Genomic DNA, 24,192 nt, shown 5'->3' on the forward strand with positions numbered 1-24,192 from the left:
AATCCGGAGCGTCAATTGATAAGCGGGCATAGAAAAACTGGTTTCGCCTTTTATCTTCGCTCCTGCGATCCGCGATTCATCATTATCAAGCAATTAATAAGTACCTAAAAACGAATATCACTCATGGTTCCAGAAAAAAAGAGCGGGAACAACCAGGTGTCCCGCAGATCATTCCTGAGGAACGGCGCCCTTGCCGCGGCGGGATTTATGATCGTTCCACGTCATGTACTGGGTAGAGGTTATACCGCACCTAGCGACCGTCTGCGTGTGGCCGGCATCGGTGTTGGCGGCAAAGGCTACAGCGACCTTACCGGATTTGCTGCAGGCCCTGCTGATATCGCCTATCTCTGCGACGTAGATACCCGTCGTGCGGCCGACGCCGTTAAGAAATTCCCGAAAGCGAAGTTCTACACCGACTTCCGGGAGATGTTCGATAAAGAGCACAAAAACTTCGATGCGGTTTCTGTGTCCACCCCGGACCACACGCACGCCGTAGCCGCCATGGGCGCTATGCAGCTGAAGAAACACGTATATGTGCAGAAGCCACTGACACATGATATCTATGAAGCGCGTATGCTCACGCAGGGCGCCCAGAAACATAAGGTGGTAAGCCAGATGGGTAACCAGGGCGCTTCCGGCGACGGTGTGCGCCAGCTGATGGAATGGTACAACGCCGGACTGATCGGCGACGTACATACCGTATACTGCTGGACTGACCGTCCTGTTTGGCCGCAGGGCATTGCATGGCCTACCGGTAAAGCAGAAGTTCCCAAAGAACTGAACTGGGACCTCTGGCTGGGCACCGCGCCTAAAAAAGATTATGTCGACAACCTCGTGCCGTTCAACTGGCGCGGATGGTGGGACTACGGCACCGGCGCCATCGGCGACATGGGCTGTCATATCATTGAACCACCTTTCCGCGTACTGGGCCTCGGATACCCCACTTCCGTAGAATGCAGCGTAGGCAGCGTTTACGTAGGTGAATTCACCCGCGGCTACTTCCCGGAAAGCTGCCCTCCTTCTTCCCATGTGATCATGAAATTCCCCGGTAAAAACGGCAAGGAAGTGACACTGCACTGGATGGACGGCGGTATTCAGCCGGAACGTCCGGAAGAACTGGGCCCGAACGAAGTGATGGGCGACGGTGGCAACGGCGCCATCTTCATCGGCGATAAAGGCAAAATGATGTGCGGTACCTATGGTATGTACCCCAAACTGCTGCCTACTTCCCGCACCGCCGAAGCAAACGTGCCGCAAACAATTGCCCGCGTACCGGAAGGACACTACGTGCAATGGGTAAATGCAGCCATCGCCGGCTACAACAGCAAGCTGGCCAAAACACTCAGCTCTCCGTTCGACATCGCCGGTCCGCTGACAGAAACAGTACTGATGGCCAACCTCGCTATCCGCAGCTTCGATATCCGCAAGGCGAAAGCTTCCGGTAAAGGCTACGACTACCCGGGCCGCTACATCAAACTGCTCTGGGATGGCGCAAACATGAAGATCACCAACTTCGACGAAGCCAACCAGTTCGTAAAACGCACCTATCGCGACGGCTGGTCGCTCGGCGTATAATCCTGAGATATTTGATCCAAATAAAAAGGGTGCCCAGTGGGCACCCTTTTGCATTCCTGTTGTGATTAACGTCTAATGGTGATGATGATGGTGAGCATGACCTGTTGCAACTTCGGCAGCAGCGTTGCCTACCTGTATCGTAAAGCTGGCCGTATGTAACACCCCTTCTGTTTTAAACTGTATCCACATCCGGTAAATGTCTGCCTTCGGAAACACGGTATGGCCGATGATGGGGAACCGGCTGTCTGACATAGGATGGATATGCAGAAAATCCTTGTCTTCCCGGCCGATCATAATGATGTGCGCCACAGCGCCCAGGTACGGGTTAATATCTGCAGCATTCAATGCCTTTCCGTCTTTTGTGATGGCAACCGGAATATGGCTTTCCGCTCCTGCAACAAAAGGAGCCGTGGCAGCGATAGCAAGGTGCAATCCGTCAGTATCCGCAGAGCGCTTTTCGTTCGTTTCGCCCGGCGCCGGTTGTTCCCCGCCTTCTACCTCCAGTGTAAGCCGGTCCGTTTGCGGCGCATATCCTTCGGCCTGATAATCGGCATAAACGAGGTATTTGCCAGGTTGGTTAAAAGTAACGTCTATGAAATAGTGACCATCGGCATCGTGTTGGGGATGCAGGTGCTCAAAGGAAGTCAGTTGGTCATTGACGATGATCAGGTGAAATGCTGCTTCGTGCTGTACGCTTAGCGGAACGGAAGCTTCAGGGTGGTTGCTGTTCACCGGCCTGAATACCAACCTGGTATTTTTCCCGGTTACAATAGCGCCGCCGCCGGCGATCAGTTTCATGGCTATAGGTGACGGTTGTCCGTGATGTCCTTGGTGATGGTGATTCATTTCCATAAGATTAAAATTATGATGTAAAGTTCGCGGCATACGGCAACAGATCTGTTATATTATTCGGGACTTCTTTTATGAGATTTACAGGTGAGAAAAAATACAAGAGGGTGTCTCTGCAAATAGCGGAAACACCCTCTTTCTTTATATAGGCAAATATCTCACTTATTTATACGGCACCTGTTGTTCCAGGTTGCTGTTCTTCCGGATTTCCGCTGCAGGAATAGGCAACAGGTAATCCTTCTCTTTGAAAGTACGGCTCTGGATACTGATAGGTCTGTAAACAAAAGGATGGTTGGCGATCTGAGAGCCCAGCACCTCAATGCCCAGCGCATTGCCGTTGAAGTAAGTCATGGCGTCTGTCACCCAGCGGCGTGCATCGAAGAAACGATGTTCTTCATAAGCCAGTTCATACCTTCTTTCATATTTCAGCACCGCCTTCAGCGCTTCTCCGGTAGCGTTGGTGGCCGGCATGCCCGCCCTTGTACGCACGGCATTCAACACCGGCAGCGCGTCTGCATACTCGCCCAGCCAGATGCTCGCCTCCGCGTAGTTCAGCAATACTTCGGCATAACGGATGAAGATCCAGTTCTGATCGCCCCTGAAAAACTGTGCGTCCAGGTTTTTATCCATGAACTTACGCAGGTAGTACCCGGAGAAGGTACCGTTCCAGTTTTCGATGGTGCTGTTACGGGTGTCCAGTCCCCATACGCTGTCCCTGCCGCCGTTTTTAGGCTCGTACTTACCGGTCTGTATCACACCGACAGGATCTACTTCAGCACCGTCTTTCGGACGAGGCTTCCACTTGGCGCCGTCATACAGGATGGTGGCATAAAACCGCGGATCACGGTTTGCATACGGCGCTTTGGCCTGTGCAGCGTTGGCCCAGGAAAACGCAGAGCCGTCCCTCATCTGGTAGCCGGTCACAAAGTTTTCCAGCGGCACGTTACCGCCCCAGTTGTGATAACCGTTAGGACCGTTGTAAAGGTCATGGGAAGTGCCCAGCAGCGCCTTATCATATTGTTTTATAAAAATCAGCTCTTTGTGATCTTTGTCCAGGAAGATGCGGCTGTAGTTTTCCGCCGCAGAGTCTGTAGGATGGTACAGTTCATAGATGCCCATGTCCATCACGGCTTTGGCCGCGTTTTTGGCAGCACGCAGGCGATCGGTCTGACTGCCGGAAGTGTATCCCATCAACGGGCTCTTCACGTTTTTATTAAAGTAATCGCTGGCGGCATACAGCAGCATTCTTGATTTCAGCGCCAGTGCGGCGCCTTTGGTAACGCGGCCTTTGTCTTTTGGCAACTCATACACAGTGGGCAGCATCTTCGCGGCGCTGTCGCATTCGTCGGAGATAAATTTCACACAGGCCTCATAAGTAGCCCGCTTGATGTTAAGGATCTCCTGTTCATCTCCCTTTACGTTAAATGTCCTGGTGATCAGCGGCACGCCACCATAGTATTTCACCAGCATGTGATAATACCAGGCCCGCATAAAATGCACTTCGCCTTTCATGGTGTTGCGGGTGCTACCATCTATGGGCGCCTGGTCGATCTTTTCGAAGAACATGTTACAGTTCCGGATCTCTTTGTAGTGGTTGTCCCAGCGGGCGAAATCACTGAGCCTGCCGATATCGTCGGGCGAAACGTTGCCCTGTACCACGCGGGAGGTGTTATAATCGTGGATAAACCGCGCCTCGTCTGTCATGGAAGCCAGCATTACTTCCAGGTACCCCGGACGCATCTGTACATAGAGATCGTTTACGAAAGCCTGCACCAGGCCCTGGTCTTTCCACACATCAGACTCCTCGTATTCCGTCAGTGGCTTCTTCTCCAGGAAGTCCTTTTTACATGCAGCGGTGGCCAACAGTAATCCCGCCACCAGCAGATATTGTATGATGTTTGATTTTTTCATGGCTTGTTGTTTAGAAAGTAACATTTAATCCCACATTGTAAATCTTCACCTGCGGATAAAACTGGCCGCTGCCCATGGGCGCTTCCGGATCAAATATTTTTACGTTGTCGATGGTAACCAGGTTTTGACCGCTCACGTATACCCGCAGTTTCTGCAGACCGATGTTTTTGATCGCCATACCGGGAATGGTATAACCCAGTTCCAGCGTTTTCAAACGCGCATAGTCTGTTTTCCAGAACCAGAAAGTGTTCTGGCGGTTTACCCAGTATTCGCGGTCACGGTCGTTCACCCTTGGCCATGAAGCGTTGATGTTATCTGTTGTCCAGCGGTCTTTGATATAAGCTTCGGGGAAGTTGCCAATGAGGCCGGACTCTGTATGCAGATACTGGCTGGCGCCGGTAGCTCCCTGCCATAGCATGGTGAAATCGAAGTTGTTGTACTTGGCGCTCAGGGTAAGACCGAAAATCCAGGTGGGGTTTTCGGTGCGGTTCACCCGGATACGGTCCAGGTCATCGATAACACCGTTGCCGTCCACATCTTCAAAGATGACATCCCCGGCGCGGGCGCCGCTGATGTGGGGCGACTTGTCTACTTCTTCCTGCGTTTTGTAGATGCCGATGGCTTTGTAATACAGTGGCGCATCGATCATCCTGCCGGTAGATTTTTGCCATTCCGGGACATTGGGCACCTCATCCCAGAACAGGATTTTGTTTTGGGCGTGGGTAACGGTGCCGACTACTTCGTAATGGAATTTGTTGATGTCGTTTTTGTGTTTCACTACTACTTCAAAGCCTTTGTTTTCCACTTTGCCGATGTTTTCCTGTGGCAGGGTCATACCCGTGTAGGCAGGCATGGACTGGCTGCGGCTCACGAGGATGTTGGCGCGGCGGGTATAGAAATAGTCCGCTTCCACAGACAGTTTTTCACCCAGCAGTGATGCTTCGATACCGATGTCATAGTTGTTGGCCATTTCCCAGGTAATGGCTTCGTTGGGCGAGCGCAGCTGGTAAATACCTTTGTTGAGGTCGCCGCCGAACATTACGCCGCCGTCGCTGAAGCCATAGGTGCTGAGGTATTGGAAAGACGGGATCTGGTCGTTCCCCATCTGGCCCCATGACGCACGGATCTTGAAGTAGTCCACTGCGCGCATGCCTTTTTTCCAGAAGTTCTCGTTAGACACCACCCAGCCTACAGACGCGCCGGGGAAGAAGCCGAAGCGGCTGTTGCGCGGGAAATTCTGGGTACCGTCATAACGGGCATTGAAATCGAACAGGTAAGTTTCTTTATAGTTGTAAGAGATACGGCCGAAATAGTTGCGGCGGGCGAAGGAGAAACCTGTACCACCGTTGTTTTTCTCTTTATCGCCGCCGGCAAACAGCTGATCCAGCTTATCGCTGATGAAATACCGGCGGTTGGCCAGCATGGTATCTCCATCGAAAGTAGCCTGTTCAAAGGCTACGAACGTACTCAGGTTATGTTTTCCGAAAGAACGTACGTAATTCAGTTTCACGTTCACCGTCGTCATGCGGTTGCTGTTGAAGCTCTCGTTCAGCTCGGGAGCGCTCACCCCTCTGGAGGCCGGGTTCAGCTTGTGGTCCGGGCTGTTGGGATCGAGGGTATAGAGCGTCCATGGTTTTACCCATGTTTTCAGGAAGGCGAAGTTCTGGTCATAGGCGAAGTTTCCGTCAACGGACAGTCCCTGTACCCAGGGGATGTTGATGGTGGCGCCGAGGGTACCATTGACTACGTAGTTTTTGTCGTTCGTATAGCCGATAACGTCGGTGCTGGTAACCACGGGGTTATCTCCGTATTCGATGTCTGGTCCGGGGAGACCGTTGGGCCAGATAGCATTTTCGGTGGGCCGTCCGCGCATGAGGGAGCGGAAGATGGAGCCGGCGGAGCGGGGCGGGAAGTGCCTGTTTTCCAGTCTTCCAGCCAGGTCAAAACGCAGGTGCACATATTCGTTCACGTTAGCGTCGAGGTTGGCCCGGATGTTCTGTTGTTTATAATAGGTGGCGCTGGACTTATAGATACCGTCCTGGAAGAGGCTTCCGAGCGATACGTAATAGGTCATTTTTTCAGAGCCACCGCTGAGAGACAGGTCGTGCCTGTTCTGCAGGGAGGTGTTTTTGATAACAGCATCGTACCAGTTGGTGTTGGGATAGAGCCAGGGATCTGAGCCGTCGCCAAACTTTTTGATCTGTTCTTCCGAAAAGCGGGGCGCATCGCCGCCATACTGCAGGATTTCGTTGACCAGCCTGGCGTAGGTAGGCGCATCCGCCATCTTGGGCAGGCGGGTAGGCGATACGAAGGACTGGTTAAAGCCGTAGTTGATAGTAGGCTTACCGATCTTACCGCGTTTGGTGGTGACAAGGATAACGCCGTTAGCTGCGCGGGAACCATAGATAGCCGCAGCCGCATCTTTCAGTACGGATACGCTTTCGATGTCGCCGGGCGCCAGACGGGCAAACCCTTCGCGGGGGATGCCGTCAATCACATACAGCGGCGTGCTCACACCGAGGGTGCTGCGGCCGCGGATAAAAATGCGGGAGTTGTCGTTTCCCGGCTCGCCGCTGTTGTTCACGGCAATGATACCAGGAATACGCCCAACCAGCGAGTTGGAGATATTCACGTTGGGCGACTGCTGAAGTTCAGCACCCTTAACGGTAGCTACGGCGCCGGTCTTGGTCACTTTCTTCTGGGTACCATAACCTACCACCACGTATTCGTCAAGCGTTTTCTGATTTTCTTTCAGGACAACGTTAACGGATGTACGTCCTTCTATTTTTACTTCCTGCGGGTCATAGCCCACAAACTGGAACACCAGTACCCCATCCCTTTTTACATCTTTCAGGGTGAAGCTTCCTTTTACGTCAGTAACGGCGCCGCGCTGGCTGTCTTTCAACAGCACCGTTACCCCCGGCAGGGGATTCCCGTTGACGTCTTTTACTTTACCTTCTACTGTTGGATTGGCCTGCTGCCATACCGCAGGCGCTAAAGCCCTGGCAGCGACCGGCCCCGAGGAGGCGGCGGAAAGGCATAGCAATAGCATTGCCTTCGCATAACGTGGATTCATAAATGAGATTTTTGGGTGATAAAAATGCTACGTTCTACTGTTTTTCAATAAATAGTTTAATCCATAACATAGTGGTAATCTTACCTAGTGGTAAGATATTCACAAATAACTTGATTATTTTCTAAAAATAAGTGTGTTTTTTACGCCTTTTTTAAAAATGCTCATGCATAAAAAGTACCCGATAATACAACTGTCCCATCAGCGGCTCATTTAAAGTAAGAATAGAATAACTGAAAATCGTTATACATGCAAAAAGGCCGGTAGTCCAAAAAACTATCGGCCTTTTTGCATAAATTCATAGTAATGAACGTTATAGAATAACCAGATCTATTGTTTATGAAGCACCTCCACGCATTTTTCTTGTTTCTGGCAGGCTGCGCATTGCTGATCGCCTGTAGTAAAGAAATGAGCCATGACGGGACAGGATTCCCCACCTGCGATTATGCCCCTTACACAACCGGCTCTTCCTTTTCTTATATCGATGTGAACCTCACCCAGGATACCATTGCGTACACCCTGACTGTTGCCGGGGACACTACTATCAACGGCAACACTTACAAAGTAGTAGGCGATGACAGTGTATTTTTCTGCTCCAGCTGTAAAGACGGCATTTATACACAGATCGCCAGCATTTTCACTTTTCAGGGATACAAGGCCGACAGTCTTCGGCTTACCTACCTGAAGGAAACCGCCCCCACAGGCAGCAGCTGGTCCGACACGGTCACCGTCAGCAACGGTACGCTTACGACCAAAGCAGTCCTGCAGCATACTATCGTACAAAAAGGCGTCACCAAAACCGTTAACGGGAAAAACTATCTCGACGTGATTGCCGTAAAACTGGACGCTTCCGCCATTGTGCTCAACAACCCGGTCTCCATCGGCACCATCTCCACCAGCTACTACGCCAAGGGAATAGGCCTTATAGAGGCAGACCAGGCAGACGATACCATCAAGCTGGTATCATATATTCTCAAACCCTGAACTGTTTAATATTCCTTCCAGATCATCGTTAGCAACCGCTCTACCGCTCTTCGTACATTCGTGGCCGTATCCTGATGGTTATTTACCAGTACACTGAATATCAGCGTCTTGTTCTTTTTTGTCACCAGGTAGCCGCTCAGCCCCACCACTCCGTTCAGCGTTCCCGTCTTTGCATGTACAAACTGTTGCTGATAATAGTTGCGCAGCGTGCCTTTACCGCCGGTGGCAAAAATATCCCATAACCGCTGCCGCGGATATTGCACATACATCTTATGCAGCACGCTGACAAAGTCACGCGGCGTGATCAAATTATAACGCGACAAGCCCGAACCATCCACCCATTGCGGCGCATGCGGCAGGTCTTTCAGGTCTCCTTCCAGCAGCCAGTTGATCATCTTTTTTGTGCTGATCGTATCCCAGAGGCTGGCGGATGCCATCATAAGCGTTTGTTCCGCAAAGAAGTTATCGCTGCGGTGCATCATAGGTGTAAACAGGGAGTCTGCCGGAATACTTTTCAGCAATTGAAACGATGCTTCCTGCGGGGGAACGGCAAGGCCTATACGCTTATGCAGGGTGTCCTGCAACCGTTGCCGGAGGTCCTGTTCCGCCCCTGTGACAAAAGGTACTTCCGTAGTGGATGCATCCCTGTAGGCAGGGTTATATTTAAGGAAGAAAAGATTGTTCCGCTCATCCCGTTCAGTGCTGGTTTTGCTGATGGTGCTGTCTTCCGTTGTTTCCAGGTCGTAAAGAGGCGGCACCATTTTGCTGGTATCGCCATGATGGTAGATCCGGACAACATTGCCATACATGGGCCATTCCGTAAGTTCCGGCTGGTAATCGTCGGCGTAATCCGCCCAGGACCATCCGGGGCCGTACCGTTTGTTCTGGTTGACGGCCGGCACCAGGTATATCTGTTTACCGGTTTGTTGCAGCAGCTGCAGCAATGGCTGAAAAGTATAATCCGGATGCAGAAAGGAAGGATCGGCCATACCTTTCACAAAGATGGCGGTATCGTTTTCATAGTAGCGGGCAGCGGGCAACGAGTCGCCCAGCAGCTTCAGGCCTGCATACAGTGAAAATATTTTGGTATTGGAAGCGGGTGTAAAAAACTTATCGTCCTGGTACTGGTACCAGTATTTTTGGGTGGCCGGCTCATAAATAGAGATCCCCACATGCGCCTGTTCCAATGGCTGCTGGTGTAAGAGGGAACGGTTGGCCCACCTGCTGATGGCGGCCGTTTGGGCCGATGCCTGTAAAGACAGGCTGATGGCGGAAAACAGTAAAATTGATCTCATAGCAGTAAGTTAAAAATAAAATGGGAAGATGACGTTGGCATCTTCCCATTGTTTGAACATCGTGTGCAGAAAAATATCAGGAGAAATATTTTGTCGTTCCCGGTTTTGCATACGCGTAGTTTCCGGAAGCATCCGGCACTATCGGCGGCGGTGCGTCGAAAGCGTATCTCTGCGGCTGGAGGTTCAGTCCGGAGTTGAGCGCAGTATCCCAGTTGATGATCTGACCGGAATAAGTAGCCAGGCGGCCGATGATGGCGGAGAGGGTGGCCTCTGCGCCGCGCTGCGCGTCTGCAAATTTATACTGCCCTTTGGCGATGGCAGCAAACAGCTCATCGTGTTCTGTCTGATAAGGGTTGTTTTCCTTCGTTTTGTCAAACTGATAAAGTACTTTCCCCTTATGGTCCACGATCTGCGCCTTATCGCAGTAGATGCGGCCTTTAGTGCCTACAATCTCTTCATCTACCTTGCTGGGCGCATCTTTCCAGTGGCGGCACTGACTGTTCATCACTATGCCGTCGGCATAACGGTATTCCACGAAGTGGTGGTCGAAGATTTCGCCGAATTCTTTACCGGTACGTACGGCACGGCCGCCCATACCGCCGGCAGTTACCGGCGTGGCGTTTTTAAACCAGTTGCCTACGTCTATATTGTGGATGTGCTGTTCTACGATATGATCACCGCAGAGCCAATTGAAATAGTACCAGTTACGCATCTGGTATTCCATTTCCGTGTATTCCGGTTTGCGGGGTTTTACCCAGAGTGCGCCCTGGTTCCACCATACCTGCATGGAAAGGATATCGCCGATCATGCCATCCTGCGCGCGTTTGTAAAGCTCGCGGTAGGAGTTCTGGTAACGGCGTTGCAGACCTACTACCACGTTCAGTTTTTTGGATTTAGCCAGCGCAGCTGCATCCAGTACTCTTTTGATACCGGCAGGGTCAGTAGCCACAGGCTTTTCCATAAACACGTGTTTATTCTGCCTGATGGCTTCTTCAAAGTGGATAGGCCGGAAGCCCGGAGGGGTGGTGAGGATCACCACGTCCGCCAGCGCAATGGCTTGTTTATAGGCATCGAAGCCGGTGAATTTATTTTTTTCCGGTACGTTCACGCGGCTGGCTTTATCGCCTAAAGCTTCCTTAATGTTGTCGTAGCTTTCTTTCAGCCTGTCGGGGAAGGCATCGGCCATCGCCACCAGCTGAACGTTTTCTTTTGTGCTCAGCGCCTGCGTAGCAGCACCGGTGCCGCGCCCGCCGCAACCGATGAGCGCCACTTTTATCACATCAGAAGAACCGGAGAAATAATTAGCTTTAGATAAGATGGGCATGGCCAGCAATCCACCGGCAAGCATAGATGTCTGCTTAACGAAATCGCGGCGGCCTTTGTCGTGGAATTTTTGTTGTTCGCTTTCCATAAAATGCGTTGTGATTTATTGATTTGGATGATGATTAGCGTGCGCCTTTGTATTTATCAACTACTTCTTCGAAAAATTTCTGTGCTTCTTCAGGAGTGGGTTGCTTCGCCGGTCTTACAATGCGGAAACCGATAAAAGGTGCGTCTGCGTTCCACCAGGAGCTTTTCGGGATCTGCGGGTCCCTGCGGTTCCATATCGGGTCGGACTTCAGGCGGGCGGCGCTGCGCAGGGCAGGTGCCGCATCCTTATAGTTGCCGCCTTTGATCACGCGGGGCATTTTGGAAGTGGGGGCTGTCCACGGGTCGGTGGCAGCTACGGCAGCTACGCCATTTTCATCGTATTGGTCCAGCGTCCATTCGGCAACGTTGCCCAGCATATCGTAAAGGCCCCATGCATTGGGCTGCAGTTGTCCTACCTTATGATATTTGTCTTCGCTGTTGGCCTGGTACCAGGCATATTTTTTCAGCTGGGATTCATCGGCGCCATACGGGTAGGGTGTTGATGAGCCCGCACGGCAGGCGTATTCCCATTCTGCGGCGGTAGGCAGGCGATAAAACACGCCGGTTTTGGCGTACAGCCATTTGCAGTACATCAGCGCGCCATACTGGCTCATACTGTTGGCCGGATAACCTCCGCCTTTGCCCATGCCCAGGGTAAGATCAATATATGGAGGGCTGGGGCGCGTCATACCGTCCGGCGTAGGTGTTTTATCCTTTTCCGCATCGGCATACACGTCATATTCGTCGAAAGTCACTTCCGTGGCTCCCATCCAGAAATCTCCGACAGTTACTTTTTTCGCAGGACCTTCATCTTTGTTTCTTCCTTTTTCATTGTCCGGGCTTCCTAACGTGAAAGTGCCGCCTTTGATCGGCACCATTTTAAAACTTACCGTGGTTCCGGGGAGCTGTTGTTCGTACGGCGTAAAGGTCTGTTGCGCCTGCGTGGTCATAACCTGGCCGAGCAACCCGCCCAGCAGAAAGGTCACATAATATCTAGTCATCCAAACGATTTAAAAAATACAAGTGGGTGAATTTAAAAAATTACAAAGTGGAATGCAATATTTTTTTATGAATGCGAAAAATGGAGGATGAATTGAATTTTTTTCAGCTTTATTAGCATTTCCTTATAAAAGCGATTAAATTTAGCCAATGTCCTTTTCTATGATCATTTTAAAATAACCTAACGTTATGGAAAGAAGAAAATTCCTGCAGCAGGGCACTCTGGCCGGTATTTCCGCGCTGGCCCTGGGCGGTATTACCAGCAAAAGCCAGGCTGCTACTGCCGGCACAACAGCTGCTAAGGAAAAACCTTTTAAAATGGACTTCGCCCCACATGATGGCATGTTTAAAAACAGCGCCGGCGCCGATTTCCTCGACCAGATCAAATATATGTACGACCAGGGCTTCCGGTCTATAGAAGATAACGGCATGATGCACCGTCCTGTGGCTGAACAGGAAAAAATCGGCAACCTGCTCGCTAAACTGGGCATGACCATGGGCGTGTTTGTAGTAGACACGGGCAACAACTGGAAAACTTCACTGGCCTCCGGCAAACAGGAGTTTACCGATGCTTTTGTGAAAACCTGTAAAGACAGTGTGGACGTGGCCAAACGCTGTAATGCCAAATGGGCTACGGTAGTGCCCGGCTTCTTCGACCGCAACCTGCCGATGGGCATACAAACCGCCAACGTCGTTGCCGCACTCCGTTTGGGCGCCGCTATCTTTGAGCCGCACAAACTTGTCATGGTGCTCGAACCGCTCAGCGATACGCCCGACCTGTTCCTCCGCACCGCTGAACAGTCCTTCGAGATCTGTAAAGCGGTTAACAGCCCCGCCTGCAAAATACTCTACGATATCTACCATATGCAACGCAACACCGGCAACCTCATTCCTACCATCGATCAGTGCTGGGACGAAATTGCGTATATCCAGATAGGTGACAACCCCGGCCGCAAAGAACCCGGTACCGGCGAAATCAACTATAAAAATGTGTTCGCGCACCTGCACAAGAAAGGATATAAAGGCGTGCTGGGCATGGAGCATGGCAATGCAGGTCAGGGTAAAGAAGGGGAAGCTGCACTGATAAAAGCCTACCGGAACGTTGATTTACAGGATTAATACTGATTTCCCTGATCCCCAAAAAATCATATAAATAACCAAATAAATAAATGACCAAATAAGTTAAAGCCCTGTCAGCCCTGGTTGACAGGGCTTTTCTATTTGATGATGCACTATTACTGCGGTTATAGATCAATATACGTTGATGCTGTTTTTTTCGTTATCTTACTGATACACTAAACACAATCATATGGGTTTCCTCGTCCGTATATTAGTAAGTGCACTGGCGGCTATGTTAACAACCTACCTGCTGAGGCCGGCAGTCAAAATCGATAGTTTTGTTACCGCTCTGATCCTGGCGCTGGTGCTGGCGCTGCTCAACGCACTGGTAAAACCGCTGCTGGTATTGTTTACCTTCCCGGTAACCCTCCTTACGCTGGGATTATTTTTATTTGTGATCAACGCAGTCATTATACTGCTGGCCGCAAAGATCGTCCCCGGATTTAAGGTAGACGGCTTCTGGTGGGCTATGTTGTTCAGTATCGTGATGACCATCATCAACAGTATCATGATCAATCTCGCCGGCGGCAGCAACGACTGACCCCCAGCCCTATTCACGTTGTAAACAGCCTATACATGTATTTTGACCGGTCTAATCTCAGTGACACGGAGTTACTGTCTTTTTACAGGGCGTTGTTATACCCCCGACTGATAGAGGAAAAAATGCTGCTCCTGCTCCGGCAGGGCAAAATCAGCAAATGGTTTTCCGGCATTGGCCAGGAAGCCATCGCCGTAGGCGCCACGCTGGCACTGGAACCCGACGAATGGATCATGCCGCTGCACCGTAACCTCGGCGTATTCACCACCCGTAATATGCCACTGCATCACCTGCTGTTGCAATGGCAGGGCAGCCAGGAAGGTTACAGCAAAGGCCGGGAGCGCTCCTTCCACTTTGGCAGCAGGGCCTTCCACATCTGCGGAATGATTTCCCACCTCGGGCCGCAGCTTTCCATCGCCGACGGTATCGCACTGGCACACCAGCTGAAAAAAGAACATAAAGTGTCGCTCGCCTTCTCCGGCGAAGGCGGTACCAGCGAAGGCGAATTTCATGAAGCACTCAATGTGGCTGCCGTATGGGGCCTCCCCGTTATCTTCCTCGTGGAAAACAACGGCTACGGCCTCAGTACGCCCGTCAGCGAACAATATCACTGCAAAAACCTGGTCGATAAAGCTGTCGGTTATGGCATGGAAGGCGTACAGGTAGACGGTAACAACCTCCTCGAGGTATACCAGACGATCCGCACCGCCCGGGCTTATGCCATCAAAGAACAAAAACCCGTGCTGATAGAAGCGATGACCTTCCGTATGCGCGGCCATGAAGAAGCCAGCGGGGTAAAATATGTGCCGCCTGAGCTTTTTGAGCAATGGGGCAGGAAAGACCCGATTGCGCGGTATGAAACTTTCCTGCGCGAAACCCACCTGTTGGATGCCGCCGCCATAGAGGCCATCCGGCAGGAGTTGAAGCACCGTATCGATGAAGACGTGGCTAAAGGACTGGAGCCACTCCCCTTCGCCGTCAATACCAGCACCGAGCTGGAAGACATCTATGCTCCGGGGCCACCGGCCATCCACCCTTCCGGCACGGCTTCTGAAAAAAGATTTATCGACGCTATCTCTGACGGGCTGCGGCAGTCTATGGAGCAGTATCCCGAACTGGTACTGATGGGACAGGACATTGCGGCCTATGGCGGCGCCTTCAAAATCACGGAAGGACTGCTGGGCCGCTTTGGGAAAGAGCGGGTCCGTAATACGCCGCTCTGCGAAAGCGCCATTGTTGGCGCCGCGCTCGGCCTGTCTATCGCAGGTTTTAAAAGCATGGTCGAGATGCAGTTCGCCGACTTCGTCAGTTGTGGCTTCAACCAGATCGTGAACAATCTCGCTAAAATACATTACCGCTGGGGACAAACGGCCGATGTGGTCATCAGGATGCCCACCGGCGGCGGCGTAGGGGCAGGACCGTTCCACTCCCAGAGCAACGAAGCCTGGTTTACCCATGTGCCGGGGCTGAAAGTGGTATACCCCTCCTCGCCCGAAGATGCCAAAGGCTTGCTGAATGCAGCTATCGCTGATCCCAACCCGGTAATGTATTTCGAGCATAAAGCCCTCTACCGCAGCATCAGCGGCCTGGTGCCCGACGGCTATTACACCGTGGAAATAGGGAAAGCGCGGCTGGTGCAGGCGGGCGACGATGTCAGCATCATCACCTATGGCAGCGGCGTGCACTGGGCCATGGAATATGCGGCCGCCCATCCGGCACTCTCCATCGCCATCCTGGACCTCCGTACCCTGCTGCCCCTGGACTATACCGCTGTCCGCGACGCCGTAGCCCTTACCGGCAGAGTGCTGGTACTCCATGAAGATACCCTCACCGGCGGACTGGGAGGCGAGATCAGCGCCTGGATCGCCGAACATTGCTTCCACCTGCTGGACGCGCCCGTCATCCGCTGCGCCAGCCTGGATACCCCGGTGCCTTTTGCCGGCGAACTGGAAAAAAATTTCCTCGCCAAAGCCCGGCTGGATCAGTGTATCCGGCAATTAACCGGCTGGTAACAGCATACAGGATTGGGAATTTGCGACGAATGTTCTAATTTGCACCCAGAAATAAATAAAATCATTATACAATGTTGACGAATCTCTTAACAGTAGTACAGACCACCAACTTTTACAAGGTGGGTGATAGCATTGGTCATTTTCTGGCTCCTTGTGCCATCGTTATTTTTGCCCTGATGTTCATTTACGCCTGGGTGAAATACGCAAAACTCTAATCCCCTGTTTTTTACATCGCATTATAGTAGAAAAGGCTTCCTTCCGGAAGCCTTTTTCTTTTATCATCACTGTCGGGCGGTTATCAGCCTTTACTCAATGTCTTTTCTATCAGCGCTTTCAGCTCCGGTGTGGAAGGCCGCGGCGCATCGATGGTCACAATCCGGCCCTGCTGGTCAAACACCATGAAACGCGGAATACCCTTGATGTCATAAAATTTGGTGATGTCGCTCCAGCCGGCGCCAAAGAGCTGTACTCCTTTCATCTCCTTTTCTTTTACAAACGCCCGCCATTTTTCCTTGTCTTTGGTTTCATCGACAGAGTATCCCAGGAAGGTAACGTTCCGGCCACGCATCTCCTCTTCCAGCTTTTGCAGGTGAGGCAGTTCCGCTTTACAGGGACCGCACCAGGTAGCCCATACGTCCACCACCACTACTTTTCCTTTTAAATCGTTGAAAGCCACCTTTTTGCCGTTGGTATCCTCACCGGCAAAGTTGAAACCCGGTTCGCCGGCCGAAAATTTACGCAGCCCCTTTTCAGCGGCCAGGTAAAGCTGTTGCTGGTTTTCTGTTACGAGATATTGTTTCACCGGCGCTATCGCTTCCGTGAGTTTATCATATGTACGGAACCCGCCCAGGCTTTCGGTAATCAGCAACCCTTTGATGGTATCGTTACAGAACAGACGGGTGTTTTCTTCCAGCGAAGAAGGTCCCTGCCTTTTCTCCGTGCTCATAAGGTAGGTAAAGGTCTCGTATAAACGAACAATACGACCGGCATCACCGTTGGCCAGCAACCGGCCATCACAATACTTCTTATCCTGTATTACCTGCCGGTAATACGCCGGGTACTGGCTTTTTTCCGGGTGCTTTGAGTGCGGTATAAGCAGGAACGACATCGCGGCATACTCTACATCTACGTCCATGGTATATTTCAGCAGCTCGTTAAATTTCCGGTTGGGCGTATTCACAGCCTTTTTCAGGGCGGCTACTTTCGGTACCAGTGCCTCCAGCCTGGGAAAGAAAGACAGGTAAGTAGCGGTATCTCCGGGGCTGGTATGCCGGGAGATAGTGCCCAGCTGTTCCTGCCATTGCCGGAGCTGCTTATTTTCCGGCGATCCTGCCAGTACCGTGTAAGTCCCGATATCCATTTTCAGTTTCAGCTGTTCTCCCGGCTTGAGGTAGATACGGGTGTCCCCGCGGTTGCCGGCAGAGAGGTAATAAAACCCTTCTTTGGGCGACGGAACAGCGAAGGCAAAGGCCTGCTGCTCATTCACCATCGCATTGGCGATTTCGGTTTTACGGCCTTCCTGAACGGCGTAGAGGGTGATCTTTTTGGCTTTTTCAGGAGCTTGTCCCTGGATAACAGCGAGCGTGGGGACCGGCGCCGGACCTGCAACGACAGGGGCAGCCCACGCCATGCAGGCAGCCAGTGGCAGCAGTCTGCTTACTTTGGTTGGTTTCATTTTCTTAATGGTGGTTTGGTTTACGATCAATCATCGTTGTGGTTTCAAATATAGACAAACAGGCTTATCTGTTACCCCCAAACCATCACTATTTATTCTTCGGGTCTTATGTGCTGGTTATAATAATGTTGTGCCAGCCGGTAGTTTTCGTCGTCAAAACAAACGAGTACCACTTCCTGGACCACCTCGTCCTGCTCCAGGAAATGAACGATGGTATCCATGGCGATACTGGCGGCGAGGTCTTTCGGGAAATGGTAAATGCCGGTGCTGATATTAGGGAAAGCCACCGATGTAAGCTGATGGCGGGATGCCAGCTGCAGCGAATGCAGGTAGCAGTTGGCCAGCAGGGTGGCCTCGTTATGGTTTCCGCCGTTCCATACCGGCCCGACAGTGTGTATCACATGTTTGGCTGGCAGGCGTCCGCCGGTGGTGATCACGGCTTCCCCTGTTTTACAGCCTCCCTGTCGGGCTACGATGGCCCGGCAGTCTTCCAGGATAGCCGGCCCGCCGGCCCGATGGATAGCGCCATCCACGCCGCCGCCGCCCATCAGGGAGGAATTGGCCGCATTCACGATGGCTGCGGTCTCCATTTTGGTAATATCCCCTCTGAGAATCTTTATTTTCCTATATGCCATAACGTTATACTGTTCTTACATACACGAGCTTACCGGTTTTCTTGCCGCTTTCCCGGATATCTATCTCGAAGTGGGGGAAACTTTTGATGAGTTGTACCAGTTTATTGAAGCCATAGTTACGGGCGTCGAAGTCGGGTTGTTTTTTCAGTAAGAGGTTGCCCAGCTCCCCGAGATAGGCCCAGCCGTCTTCATCGGCGATATCATTGATACTGGTAGACAGCAGGTCTATCAGTTCTTTGTCTGCTTTGCTGATACCTTTGGGCTTTTCCTTGGTTGATTTGGGTTTGCCGCCTGTTTCCGTTTTCTTTTCCCTGATCTGTAATATCTCAAGGTAGATGAATTTATCGCAGGCCGCACGGAAGGCGCTGGGTGTTTTCTTCTCTCCCATGCCGATCACGCGCATCCCGGCTTCTCTCAGCCTGGTGGCCAGCCTGGTAAAATCGCTATCGCTCGAAACAAGGCAAAAGCCATCCACCCTGCCGGTGTACAGGATGTCCATCGCATCGATGATCATGGCCGAATCGGTGGCATTTTTTCCGGAGGTATAGCTGTACTGCTGGATCGGGGTGATAGCATTTTCCAGCAAAACACCTTTCCATCCTGCTACGGTGGGTTTGGTCCAGTCTCCGTAAATCCTTTTGAAAGTGGGGTTGCCGTATTTGGCTACTTCTTCCAGCATCCCCTTAATATTGTGGTAGGGTATATTGTCGGCATCGATGAGCACAGCGAGGCGGAGATCGTTTGAATTATCCATGTGGAACTTTTACATTAGGTTATTGGGTTATTTAGAAATTTAAGCATTTTAGGGAACCCATTAAATGCATAAATTTCTAAATAACCCAATAACCCAATTGTTATTATTTGAGGTAGGAACGGATCATCCAGGCCAGTGAAAGGTGTTTCTGCAGCAACTGTGTTGCGAAATCAGCAGCACCTTTGTCTTTATACTTTTCATCGAATTCATCGATCAGTCTGCGCAGGTTGCGGATAATGGTTTCGTGGTCATTCAGCAGTTCCTGCAGCTGTTTTTTCTGGTCGTTGGAATATTCGGATTCCAGCAGGTTGGTGAGTTTCAACACGTCTGCATAACGGCCTTCTGCGTAATGCCCGATCTTGCGGATGTATTCTGCCACTTCATCTGCGATTTCTTCCAGCTCCTCATACTGTCCTTCATAGAACTTGTGCATTTCCATGAAGTTGGGGCCTTCGATATTCCAGTGGCTGTTGCGCGTTTTCGCGTAAACCAGTAATTCATCAGCAAGTACTTTGTTCAGCTCTAATGCTATTTTCTTCGCGTGTTCTGCAGAAATGCCAATATCGATTTTCATATTCTTTGAATTTTTTGGTTTAAATAAATTTACGAATTCTTTGGGAGGGCTACCCTGATGTTTATCATAAATTAATAATCGGTATAATAAAACAGGTCCATCGCCGCTTTTGTTCAGGTTTTCAGGGCCAGGCCAACATATTTGCCAAAATTGTACCATAGTTACTAATTTTGCGGCATGGACCAGTCTTCCGGAAAAATCTACAGTCTGCATTTTATTCTTCTGTGCCTGAGTAATGCGTTATTTTCTGCCAGTTTCAATATGATGATCCCTGAGTTGCCGGCCTATCTCAGCAATATGGGCGGGGCGGATTACAAGGGGTATATTATCGGATTATTCACGCTGATGGCCGGTTTATCGAGGCCATTCAGCGGTAAGCTCACGGATACCATCGGCCGGGTGCCGGTAATGATTTTCGGTTCCCTGGTATGCGTGGTGTGTAGCCTGTTATACCCATTGGTCAGCTCCGTTGGGGCGTTTCTGCTACTCCGTTTTTTTCATGGTTTTTCTACCGGCTTCAAACCTACCGGTACGTCTGCCTATGTGTCAGATATCATTCCGTTCAACCGGCGGGGTGAGGCCATGGGCATGGTGGGACTGGCCAGCACTATTGGTATGGCGCTAGGGCCGGCCATAGGGGGTTATATGGCGGTAAGATGGAATATTAATGTGATGTTTCAGCTGTCAGCTGTTTTTGCCTTGCTGTCAGTGGTGATCCTGATCGGCATGAAAGAAACACTGGCCAACAAACAACCTTTCCGTTTCTCATTGCTCAAAATAAAAGGAGATGAAATATTTGAGCCGCTGGTATGGTCTCCGGTGATCATCTGTTTCCTCACCTATTTCAGTTATGGTGCTATGCTTACGATCATCCCGGACTTCGGCGCCTTTCTCGGTGTGGCCAACAAGGGCGTGTTCTTCACCTACTTTACCATCAGCTCTATCGGGATCCGTTTGCTGGCCGGCAAAGTGTCTGACCGTTATGGCCGTGTGCCCGTACTGAAAGTTTCCGCCATACTCATGGCTGCGTCTATGTTAATGATGGGACTGGCCGGTTCTCCGGCTTTGCTGATGGCTTCCGCTGTGGTGTATGGCATCTCCGTGGGCCTCAATGCGCCTGCGGTGACTGCATGGACCATTGACCTCGGGCAGCCCGAACACCGCGGCCGCGCGCTGGCCAGCATGTATATCGCTATGGAAGCCGGTATCGGGCTGGGCGCCTATTTCTCCGCATTTGTATACAATAACAAATCGTCCAATTTCCCACTGACGTTTTACCTGTTTGCCGGCATCACTTTACTGGCTACTTTCTATCTCACCTTCTTCTACAAAAAGCCGGGGATGGTAGCCGGGGAGTGCCGATAGCCTTCGCCTACCGGCCCTGTCCATCCTGCATCTCTGCTTCATCGGAAGAAGCCGGGCGCTGTACTGTAATGCCTGGCGCAAGGTGCTGTTCTGCTCCGGCCGCAGGGACGTCCGCTTCCTCCTCCTGCGTCATGTCTATGTCTGCGATGAGCTGACGGGGCAGGCTCTTTTTGTTTTCCAGCCCCAGTTTGCGCATCCGCTCTGCCCTGCCGACCAGATTACCGTGACCGGTGCTGAGTTTGTTCATGGCGTTTTCATAAACGCCCTGGCTGCGTTTCAGGTGTTCACCGATCATCCCCATGTCTTCCGCGAACCCCACGAACTTATCATACAGTGCGCTGCCCTGCCGCACAATTTCTTCCGCATTCCGGTTCTGGTTATCCAGCCTCCACATGGCGTCAATGATCCGCAAGGTGGCCAGCAATGACGGAACGCTTACCAGTATTACTTTGCGCCGGAAGGCAAAGTCGTACAGGTCTTCATCCTGCTGCATCACCGCCAGCCCATAGGCCGGTTCTATCGGGATGAACAACATCACAAAATCGGTCGTGTTTTTATACAGCGTATGGTAGGCTTTCCTGCTCAGTTCATTCACATGGTTCTTCACCGACTGCACATGCAGCTTCAACGCCTGCTGCCGCTCCGCCTCTTCTGTGGCGCTGCAATATTGTTCGTATGCTTTCAGGGACACCTTGGAGTCGATGACGATCTGCCTGTTTTCCGGCAGCTGCAGCACCATGTCCGGCAGGCGCAGTTGCCCTGTATCGTCGCGCTGGGCATCCTGTGTGACATAGTGAATGCCTTTCTCCAGCCCGGAAGCCTCCAGTACTTTTTCCAGGATCATCTCGCCCCAGTTGCCCTGCTTCTTGGTATCGGCCTTCAGCGCCCTGGTGAGGTTGTTCGCTTCTTTGGACAAGGTCTGGTTTAATTGCAATAAGCGCTGCAGCTCCGCCTTCAACTCCGTGCGTTGCGATGTTTCCGCCACAAGCGACTGCTGCACGCTGCTCCGGAAATTATCGATCTTCTCTGCCAGCGGCTTCAGCAGGTCGTCCATCTTGACCTGGTTCTGCTGCATAAAATTGCCGGAGATCCGCTGTAACAGCTGCTGCGCGGTATTTTCAAACTGTGCTTTAAAATCCTGGTGCATCTCATGAAGGCGCTCTTTCTCGCTTTGCAGCTGCTGATGCAGGTATTTATTCTGCTCAGCCAGCCGGCCCTGCTCCGCCATCAGGGAGGCAAACTCTTCATTGAGCCGCTCCAGCTGTTCCTGCTTTTCGCGGGCCAGCTGCTGCTTGTCGTCCACCAGGTGCTGTAAATAGCCCTGCTTCGCTTCCAGTTGGGCATAACGCTCCTGGTAAGCCGACACTTCCGCTTGTAGTGCCCGCTGACGGCCCGTTGCCATGAAGTACAGATACCCCAGCACAAGGGCTACAATTCCCGTGACAATCAATAATATCAACATGATTAGTTTGTTAAAAGCAATATCGTTTATGACTACGCATTGAATTTGCGTGCAAAAAAAATACGAATTGCAAACTACGTTGCAATTCGTATCCTTTAATACGGTTTCCCGGAATATTACAATCTTTCGTACAGCTTACGCAGCCGCTCGCGGGTCATAATCTCCTTCCAGTCTTTGCCCAGCGCATTTTCCCACAATGGCGCCATACCGAGCGACACATTGATCATGGTGTCAAACTGCTCGTCGGTCAGCCCCTTGGTAATACCCTGCGGGATATCGATGTTATGTTTTTTCACCATTTCCTTGAACTTCTTCACACCGTCGGGATAGAACTCCTCCAGCTTGTCAAACACGATACAGTTGCCGATACCATGTTTGGTGCCCAGCAGGTAAGCCAGGCCATAGCTCACCGCATGGGCCACGCCCACCTGGGAATAGGCTATGCTCATACCACCGGCATAGGAAGCCATCATCAGTTTCTCGTCGGAATCATCATCCCACACGTCCTTATCCAGGAAAATCTCCTCGCACAGCTCCTGTGCCTTCTCTCCGTAAGATTTACTGAAAGCATTGAGATAAGTGCCGGTCAGCGATTCCACACAGTGGATAAAGCAGTCCATAGCGGTATAAAAACGCTGGTTGACCTCTACGGTCTTTGTCAGCGCCGGGTCCAGCACGATCTGGTCAAATGGCGTATAGTCGGAGTTCATACCCAGTTTGCGGGTAGGGCCGGTCAGCACGCAGGTACGGCTCACTTCAGCACCGGTACCGGAAATAGTAGGGATGCCCACTTTATATACGGCAGGGTTCTTTACGAGGTCCCAACCCTGGTAATCAGCGGATGAACCGGGGTTGGTCATCATCAGCGCCACCGCTTTGGCCATGTCCATCACGGAACCGCCGCCGATACCGATAATACCGGACACTTCGCCGAATTCGGCCTGGAGCTCATCACGGATTTTGTCTACTGTTACGGTCTTGGGTTCGTACGTCACGTCGATCACCACTATCTTGTCCTTGCCCTGCAAAGGAATGCGGGACAGGAACGCCTGTTTGTCCTGGAAATACTCATCCACGAAAAAAATCATGGGAGCATCGCCTTTACGACGGGGAGCCAGTATTTCGCCCAGCTGATCAAAACATCCGCTGCCGTAAACTACGTAGTCCACCATTTTGAAATTCCTGAATTTCATATATCCGTTTTAGTTAGATGTTATAAATATTTGGCCGCCTTTTCCAGGTCTTCCGGCGTATCTATCTCCACGCCCATATAGGAGGTTACGACCATCTTCATCGGAATACCGTTTTCGAGGTAACGCAGGCACTCGATCTTCTCTGCCAGCTCCAGCGGCGTAGGCGCCAGCTGTGTGAACTCCAGCAGCGTTTGTTTGCGGAAAGCGTAAATACCGATATGCTCGTAATAAATGCTCCTGATGTCTTTGTTACGGGGATAAGGGATCACGGAACGGGAAAAAAACAGGGCGTTGAACTGCTTGTCTACCGCCACTTTTACATAGTTGGGATCGGCGATGGACGCCTCGTCATGCAGCTCCTGCATCAGCGACGCCACCTGTACCTGCTTCCCCGCTTCCCCTTCAAACACCCGGAGCAGTTTCTCCAGCGGTTCTTTCTGGGTAAAGGGCTCGTCTCCCTGAACGTTCACCACAATGTCCACATCCATGTCAACAACGGCTTCGGCTATACGGTCGGTACCGCATTCATGCTCTTTTTTGCTCATCACGGCTTTACCGCCATGACTCACAATCTCGTTGTATATCACCTCGCTGTCGGTCACCACCATCACCTCGTCAAATACGCCGGTGTTAACGGTAGACTCGTAAGTGCGCAGGATCACGGACTTGCCGCCCAGCTGAGCCATCATTTTCCCGGGAAAACGGGTAGCGCCATAACGGGCAGGTATTAAAGCTACTTTCTTCATGTTCGTTTATTTTCACGCAAAGG

20 protein-coding genes are annotated in these 24,192 nt (G+C 51.5%); 7 read left to right on the top strand and 13 right to left on the bottom strand.

Going from position 1 to position 24,192, the window contains the following annotated elements; translation table 11 throughout:
• The first annotated feature begins 123 nt into the window (after window positions 1–123).
• Window positions 124–1,575, top strand: coding sequence for a Gfo/Idh/MocA family protein (locus tag HF324_RS00340; protein WP_168808345.1), 1,452 nt, complete (start codon window positions 124–126; stop codon window positions 1,573–1,575).
• A 72-nt stretch (window positions 1,576–1,647) separates the two neighbouring features.
• On the opposite strand, the gene HF324_RS00345 is transcribed toward HF324_RS00340, so the two are convergent.
• The 3 genes from HF324_RS00345 to HF324_RS00355 form a co-directional block, all read right to left on the bottom strand.
• The gene (locus HF324_RS00345; protein WP_168861723.1) at window positions 1,648–2,421 is read right to left on the bottom strand and encodes a DUF8832 domain-containing protein; all 774 of its coding nucleotides are present in this window, start codon (window positions 2,419–2,421) and stop codon (window positions 1,648–1,650) included.
• Window positions 2,422–2,586: 165 nt separating this feature from the next.
• Window positions 2,587–4,335 carry a RagB/SusD family nutrient uptake outer membrane protein gene (locus tag HF324_RS00350; RefSeq protein WP_168808349.1) on the bottom strand — a complete coding sequence of 583 codons (1,749 nt, stop codon included), beginning with the start codon at window positions 4,333–4,335 and terminating at the stop codon, window positions 2,587–2,589.
• Between the two features lie 10 nt (window positions 4,336–4,345).
• Window positions 4,346–7,411 carry a SusC/RagA family TonB-linked outer membrane protein gene (locus tag HF324_RS00355; protein ID WP_168808351.1) on the bottom strand — a complete coding sequence of 1,022 codons (3,066 nt, stop codon included), beginning with the start codon at window positions 7,409–7,411 and terminating at the stop codon, window positions 4,346–4,348.
• Window positions 7,412–7,747: 336 nt separating this feature from the next.
• Between HF324_RS00355 and HF324_RS00360 the strand changes: the two genes are divergently transcribed.
• A complete protein-coding gene (locus tag HF324_RS00360) occupies window positions 7,748–8,392 on the top strand; it encodes a hypothetical protein (protein ID WP_168808353.1) in 645 nt (214 codons plus the stop codon).
• A 5-nt stretch (window positions 8,393–8,397) separates the two neighbouring features.
• Here the strand turns inward: HF324_RS00360 and HF324_RS00365 are convergent, their stop codons facing one another.
• From HF324_RS00365 to HF324_RS00375, 3 genes are all read right to left on the bottom strand, one after another.
• Window positions 8,398–9,687, bottom strand: a complete 1,290-nt coding sequence (locus tag HF324_RS00365; RefSeq protein WP_168861724.1) for a D-alanyl-D-alanine carboxypeptidase — start codon at window positions 9,685–9,687, stop codon at window positions 8,398–8,400.
• Between the two features lie 76 nt (window positions 9,688–9,763).
• Window positions 9,764–11,098: a Gfo/Idh/MocA family protein gene (locus tag HF324_RS00370; RefSeq protein ID WP_168808357.1), complete on the bottom strand. Its 1,335-nt coding sequence runs from the start codon at window positions 11,096–11,098 to the stop codon at window positions 9,764–9,766.
• A gap of 34 nt (window positions 11,099–11,132) precedes the next feature.
• Window positions 11,133–12,098, bottom strand: a complete 966-nt coding sequence (locus HF324_RS00375; RefSeq protein WP_168808360.1) for a formylglycine-generating enzyme family protein — start codon at window positions 12,096–12,098, stop codon at window positions 11,133–11,135.
• Between the two features lie 187 nt (window positions 12,099–12,285).
• On the opposite strand from HF324_RS00375, the gene HF324_RS00380 reads away from it, so the two are divergent.
• The 4 genes from HF324_RS00380 to HF324_RS00395 all read left to right on the top strand — a co-directional run bounded on the left by HF324_RS00380 (window position 12,286) and on the right by HF324_RS00395 (window position 15,980).
• On the top strand, window positions 12,286–13,215 hold the full coding sequence (locus HF324_RS00380) for a hydroxypyruvate isomerase family protein (protein ID WP_168808362.1): 930 nt from the start codon (window positions 12,286–12,288) through the stop codon (window positions 13,213–13,215).
• A 190-nt stretch (window positions 13,216–13,405) separates the two neighbouring features.
• On the top strand, window positions 13,406–13,756 hold the full coding sequence (locus HF324_RS00385) for a phage holin family protein (protein WP_168808364.1): 351 nt from the start codon (window positions 13,406–13,408) through the stop codon (window positions 13,754–13,756).
• 35 nt (window positions 13,757–13,791) lie between these two features.
• Window positions 13,792–15,765, top strand: a complete 1,974-nt coding sequence (locus HF324_RS00390) for an alpha-ketoacid dehydrogenase subunit alpha/beta (RefSeq protein WP_168861725.1) — start codon at window positions 13,792–13,794, stop codon at window positions 15,763–15,765.
• A 71-nt stretch (window positions 15,766–15,836) separates the two neighbouring features.
• Window positions 15,837–15,980, top strand: coding sequence for a hypothetical protein (locus HF324_RS00395; RefSeq protein ID WP_159456040.1), 144 nt, complete (start codon window positions 15,837–15,839; stop codon window positions 15,978–15,980).
• An 83-nt stretch (window positions 15,981–16,063) separates the two neighbouring features.
• Here HF324_RS00395 and HF324_RS00400 read toward each other — a convergent pair whose 3' ends face one another.
• The 4 genes from HF324_RS00400 to HF324_RS00415 all read right to left on the bottom strand — a co-directional run bounded on the left by HF324_RS00400 (window position 16,064) and on the right by HF324_RS00415 (window position 19,403).
• The gene (locus HF324_RS00400) at window positions 16,064–17,440 is read right to left on the bottom strand and encodes a TlpA family protein disulfide reductase (RefSeq protein WP_168861726.1); all 1,377 of its coding nucleotides are present in this window, start codon (window positions 17,438–17,440) and stop codon (window positions 16,064–16,066) included.
• A 92-nt stretch (window positions 17,441–17,532) separates the two neighbouring features.
• Complete coding sequence (locus tag HF324_RS00405) at window positions 17,533–18,075, bottom strand: O-acetyl-ADP-ribose deacetylase (protein WP_168808369.1); 543 nt, start codon at window positions 18,073–18,075, stop codon at window positions 17,533–17,535.
• 4 nt (window positions 18,076–18,079) lie between these two features.
• Entirely contained in the window at window positions 18,080–18,829 is a 750-nt protein-coding gene (locus HF324_RS00410; protein WP_168808371.1) for an NYN domain-containing protein, read from the bottom strand.
• A gap of 103 nt (window positions 18,830–18,932) precedes the next feature.
• Entirely contained in the window at window positions 18,933–19,403 is a 471-nt protein-coding gene (locus HF324_RS00415; protein WP_168808373.1) for a Dps family protein, read from the bottom strand.
• 177 nt (window positions 19,404–19,580) lie between these two features.
• On the opposite strand from HF324_RS00415, the gene HF324_RS00420 reads away from it, so the two are divergent.
• The gene (locus HF324_RS00420) at window positions 19,581–20,768 is read left to right on the top strand and encodes an MFS transporter (RefSeq protein ID WP_168808374.1); all 1,188 of its coding nucleotides are present in this window, start codon (window positions 19,581–19,583) and stop codon (window positions 20,766–20,768) included.
• A 7-nt stretch (window positions 20,769–20,775) separates the two neighbouring features.
• Here HF324_RS00420 and HF324_RS00425 read toward each other — a convergent pair whose 3' ends face one another.
• The 3 genes from HF324_RS00425 to kdsB all read right to left on the bottom strand — a co-directional run bounded on the left by HF324_RS00425 (window position 20,776) and on the right by kdsB (window position 24,169).
• Window positions 20,776–22,230, bottom strand: a complete 1,455-nt coding sequence (locus HF324_RS00425; protein WP_168808376.1) for a DNA recombination protein RmuC — start codon at window positions 22,228–22,230, stop codon at window positions 20,776–20,778.
• A 116-nt stretch (window positions 22,231–22,346) separates the two neighbouring features.
• Entirely contained in the window at window positions 22,347–23,423 is a 1,077-nt protein-coding gene (locus HF324_RS00430; protein ID WP_168808378.1) for an iron-containing alcohol dehydrogenase family protein, read from the bottom strand.
• 20 nt (window positions 23,424–23,443) lie between these two features.
• The gene (gene kdsB, locus HF324_RS00435) at window positions 23,444–24,169 is read right to left on the bottom strand and encodes a 3-deoxy-manno-octulosonate cytidylyltransferase (RefSeq protein WP_168808380.1); all 726 of its coding nucleotides are present in this window, start codon (window positions 24,167–24,169) and stop codon (window positions 23,444–23,446) included.
• Window positions 24,170–24,192 lie beyond the last annotated feature (23 nt).

The organism is Chitinophaga oryzae (genome assembly GCF_012516375.2).
Taxonomy (GTDB): domain Bacteria; phylum Bacteroidota; class Bacteroidia; order Chitinophagales; family Chitinophagaceae; genus Chitinophaga; species Chitinophaga oryzae.

Coding starts and splice junctions, on each gene's coding strand:
- HF324_RS00360 (WP_168808353.1), top strand. CDS start 7,748: ATGAAGCACCTCCACGCATTTTTCTTGTTTCTGGCAGGCTGCGCATTG.
- HF324_RS00350 (WP_168808349.1), bottom strand. CDS start 4,335: ATGAAAAAATCAAACATCATACAATATCTGCTGGTGGCGGGATTACTG.
- kdsB (WP_168808380.1), bottom strand. CDS start 24,169: ATGAAGAAAGTAGCTTTAATACCTGCCCGTTATGGCGCTACCCGTTTT.
- HF324_RS00365 (WP_168861724.1), bottom strand. CDS start 9,687: ATGAGATCAATTTTACTGTTTTCCGCCATCAGCCTGTCTTTACAGGCA.
- HF324_RS00380 (WP_168808362.1), top strand. CDS start 12,286: ATGGAAAGAAGAAAATTCCTGCAGCAGGGCACTCTGGCCGGTATTTCC.
- HF324_RS00400 (WP_168861726.1), bottom strand. CDS start 17,440: ATGAAACCAACCAAAGTAAGCAGACTGCTGCCACTGGCTGCCTGCATG.
- HF324_RS00425 (WP_168808376.1), bottom strand. CDS start 22,230: ATGTTGATATTATTGATTGTCACGGGAATTGTAGCCCTTGTGCTGGGG.
- HF324_RS00385 (WP_168808364.1), top strand. CDS start 13,406: ATGGGTTTCCTCGTCCGTATATTAGTAAGTGCACTGGCGGCTATGTTA.
- HF324_RS00395 (WP_159456040.1), top strand. CDS start 15,837: ATGTTGACGAATCTCTTAACAGTAGTACAGACCACCAACTTTTACAAG.
- HF324_RS00375 (WP_168808360.1), bottom strand. CDS start 12,098: ATGACTAGATATTATGTGACCTTTCTGCTGGGCGGGTTGCTCGGCCAG.
- HF324_RS00345 (WP_168861723.1), bottom strand. CDS start 2,421: ATGAATCACCATCACCAAGGACATCACGGACAACCGTCACCTATAGCC.
- HF324_RS00405 (WP_168808369.1), bottom strand. CDS start 18,075: ATGGCATATAGGAAAATAAAGATTCTCAGAGGGGATATTACCAAAATG.
- HF324_RS00430 (WP_168808378.1), bottom strand. CDS start 23,423: ATGAAATTCAGGAATTTCAAAATGGTGGACTACGTAGTTTACGGCAGC.
- HF324_RS00370 (WP_168808357.1), bottom strand. CDS start 11,098: ATGGAAAGCGAACAACAAAAATTCCACGACAAAGGCCGCCGCGATTTC.
- HF324_RS00390 (WP_168861725.1), top strand. CDS start 13,792: ATGTATTTTGACCGGTCTAATCTCAGTGACACGGAGTTACTGTCTTTT.
- HF324_RS00415 (WP_168808373.1), bottom strand. CDS start 19,403: ATGAAAATCGATATTGGCATTTCTGCAGAACACGCGAAGAAAATAGCA.
- HF324_RS00340 (WP_168808345.1), top strand. CDS start 124: ATGGTTCCAGAAAAAAAGAGCGGGAACAACCAGGTGTCCCGCAGATCA.
- HF324_RS00355 (WP_168808351.1), bottom strand. CDS start 7,411: ATGAATCCACGTTATGCGAAGGCAATGCTATTGCTATGCCTTTCCGCC.
- HF324_RS00420 (WP_168808374.1), top strand. CDS start 19,581: ATGGACCAGTCTTCCGGAAAAATCTACAGTCTGCATTTTATTCTTCTG.
- HF324_RS00410 (WP_168808371.1), bottom strand. CDS start 18,829: ATGGATAATTCAAACGATCTCCGCCTCGCTGTGCTCATCGATGCCGAC.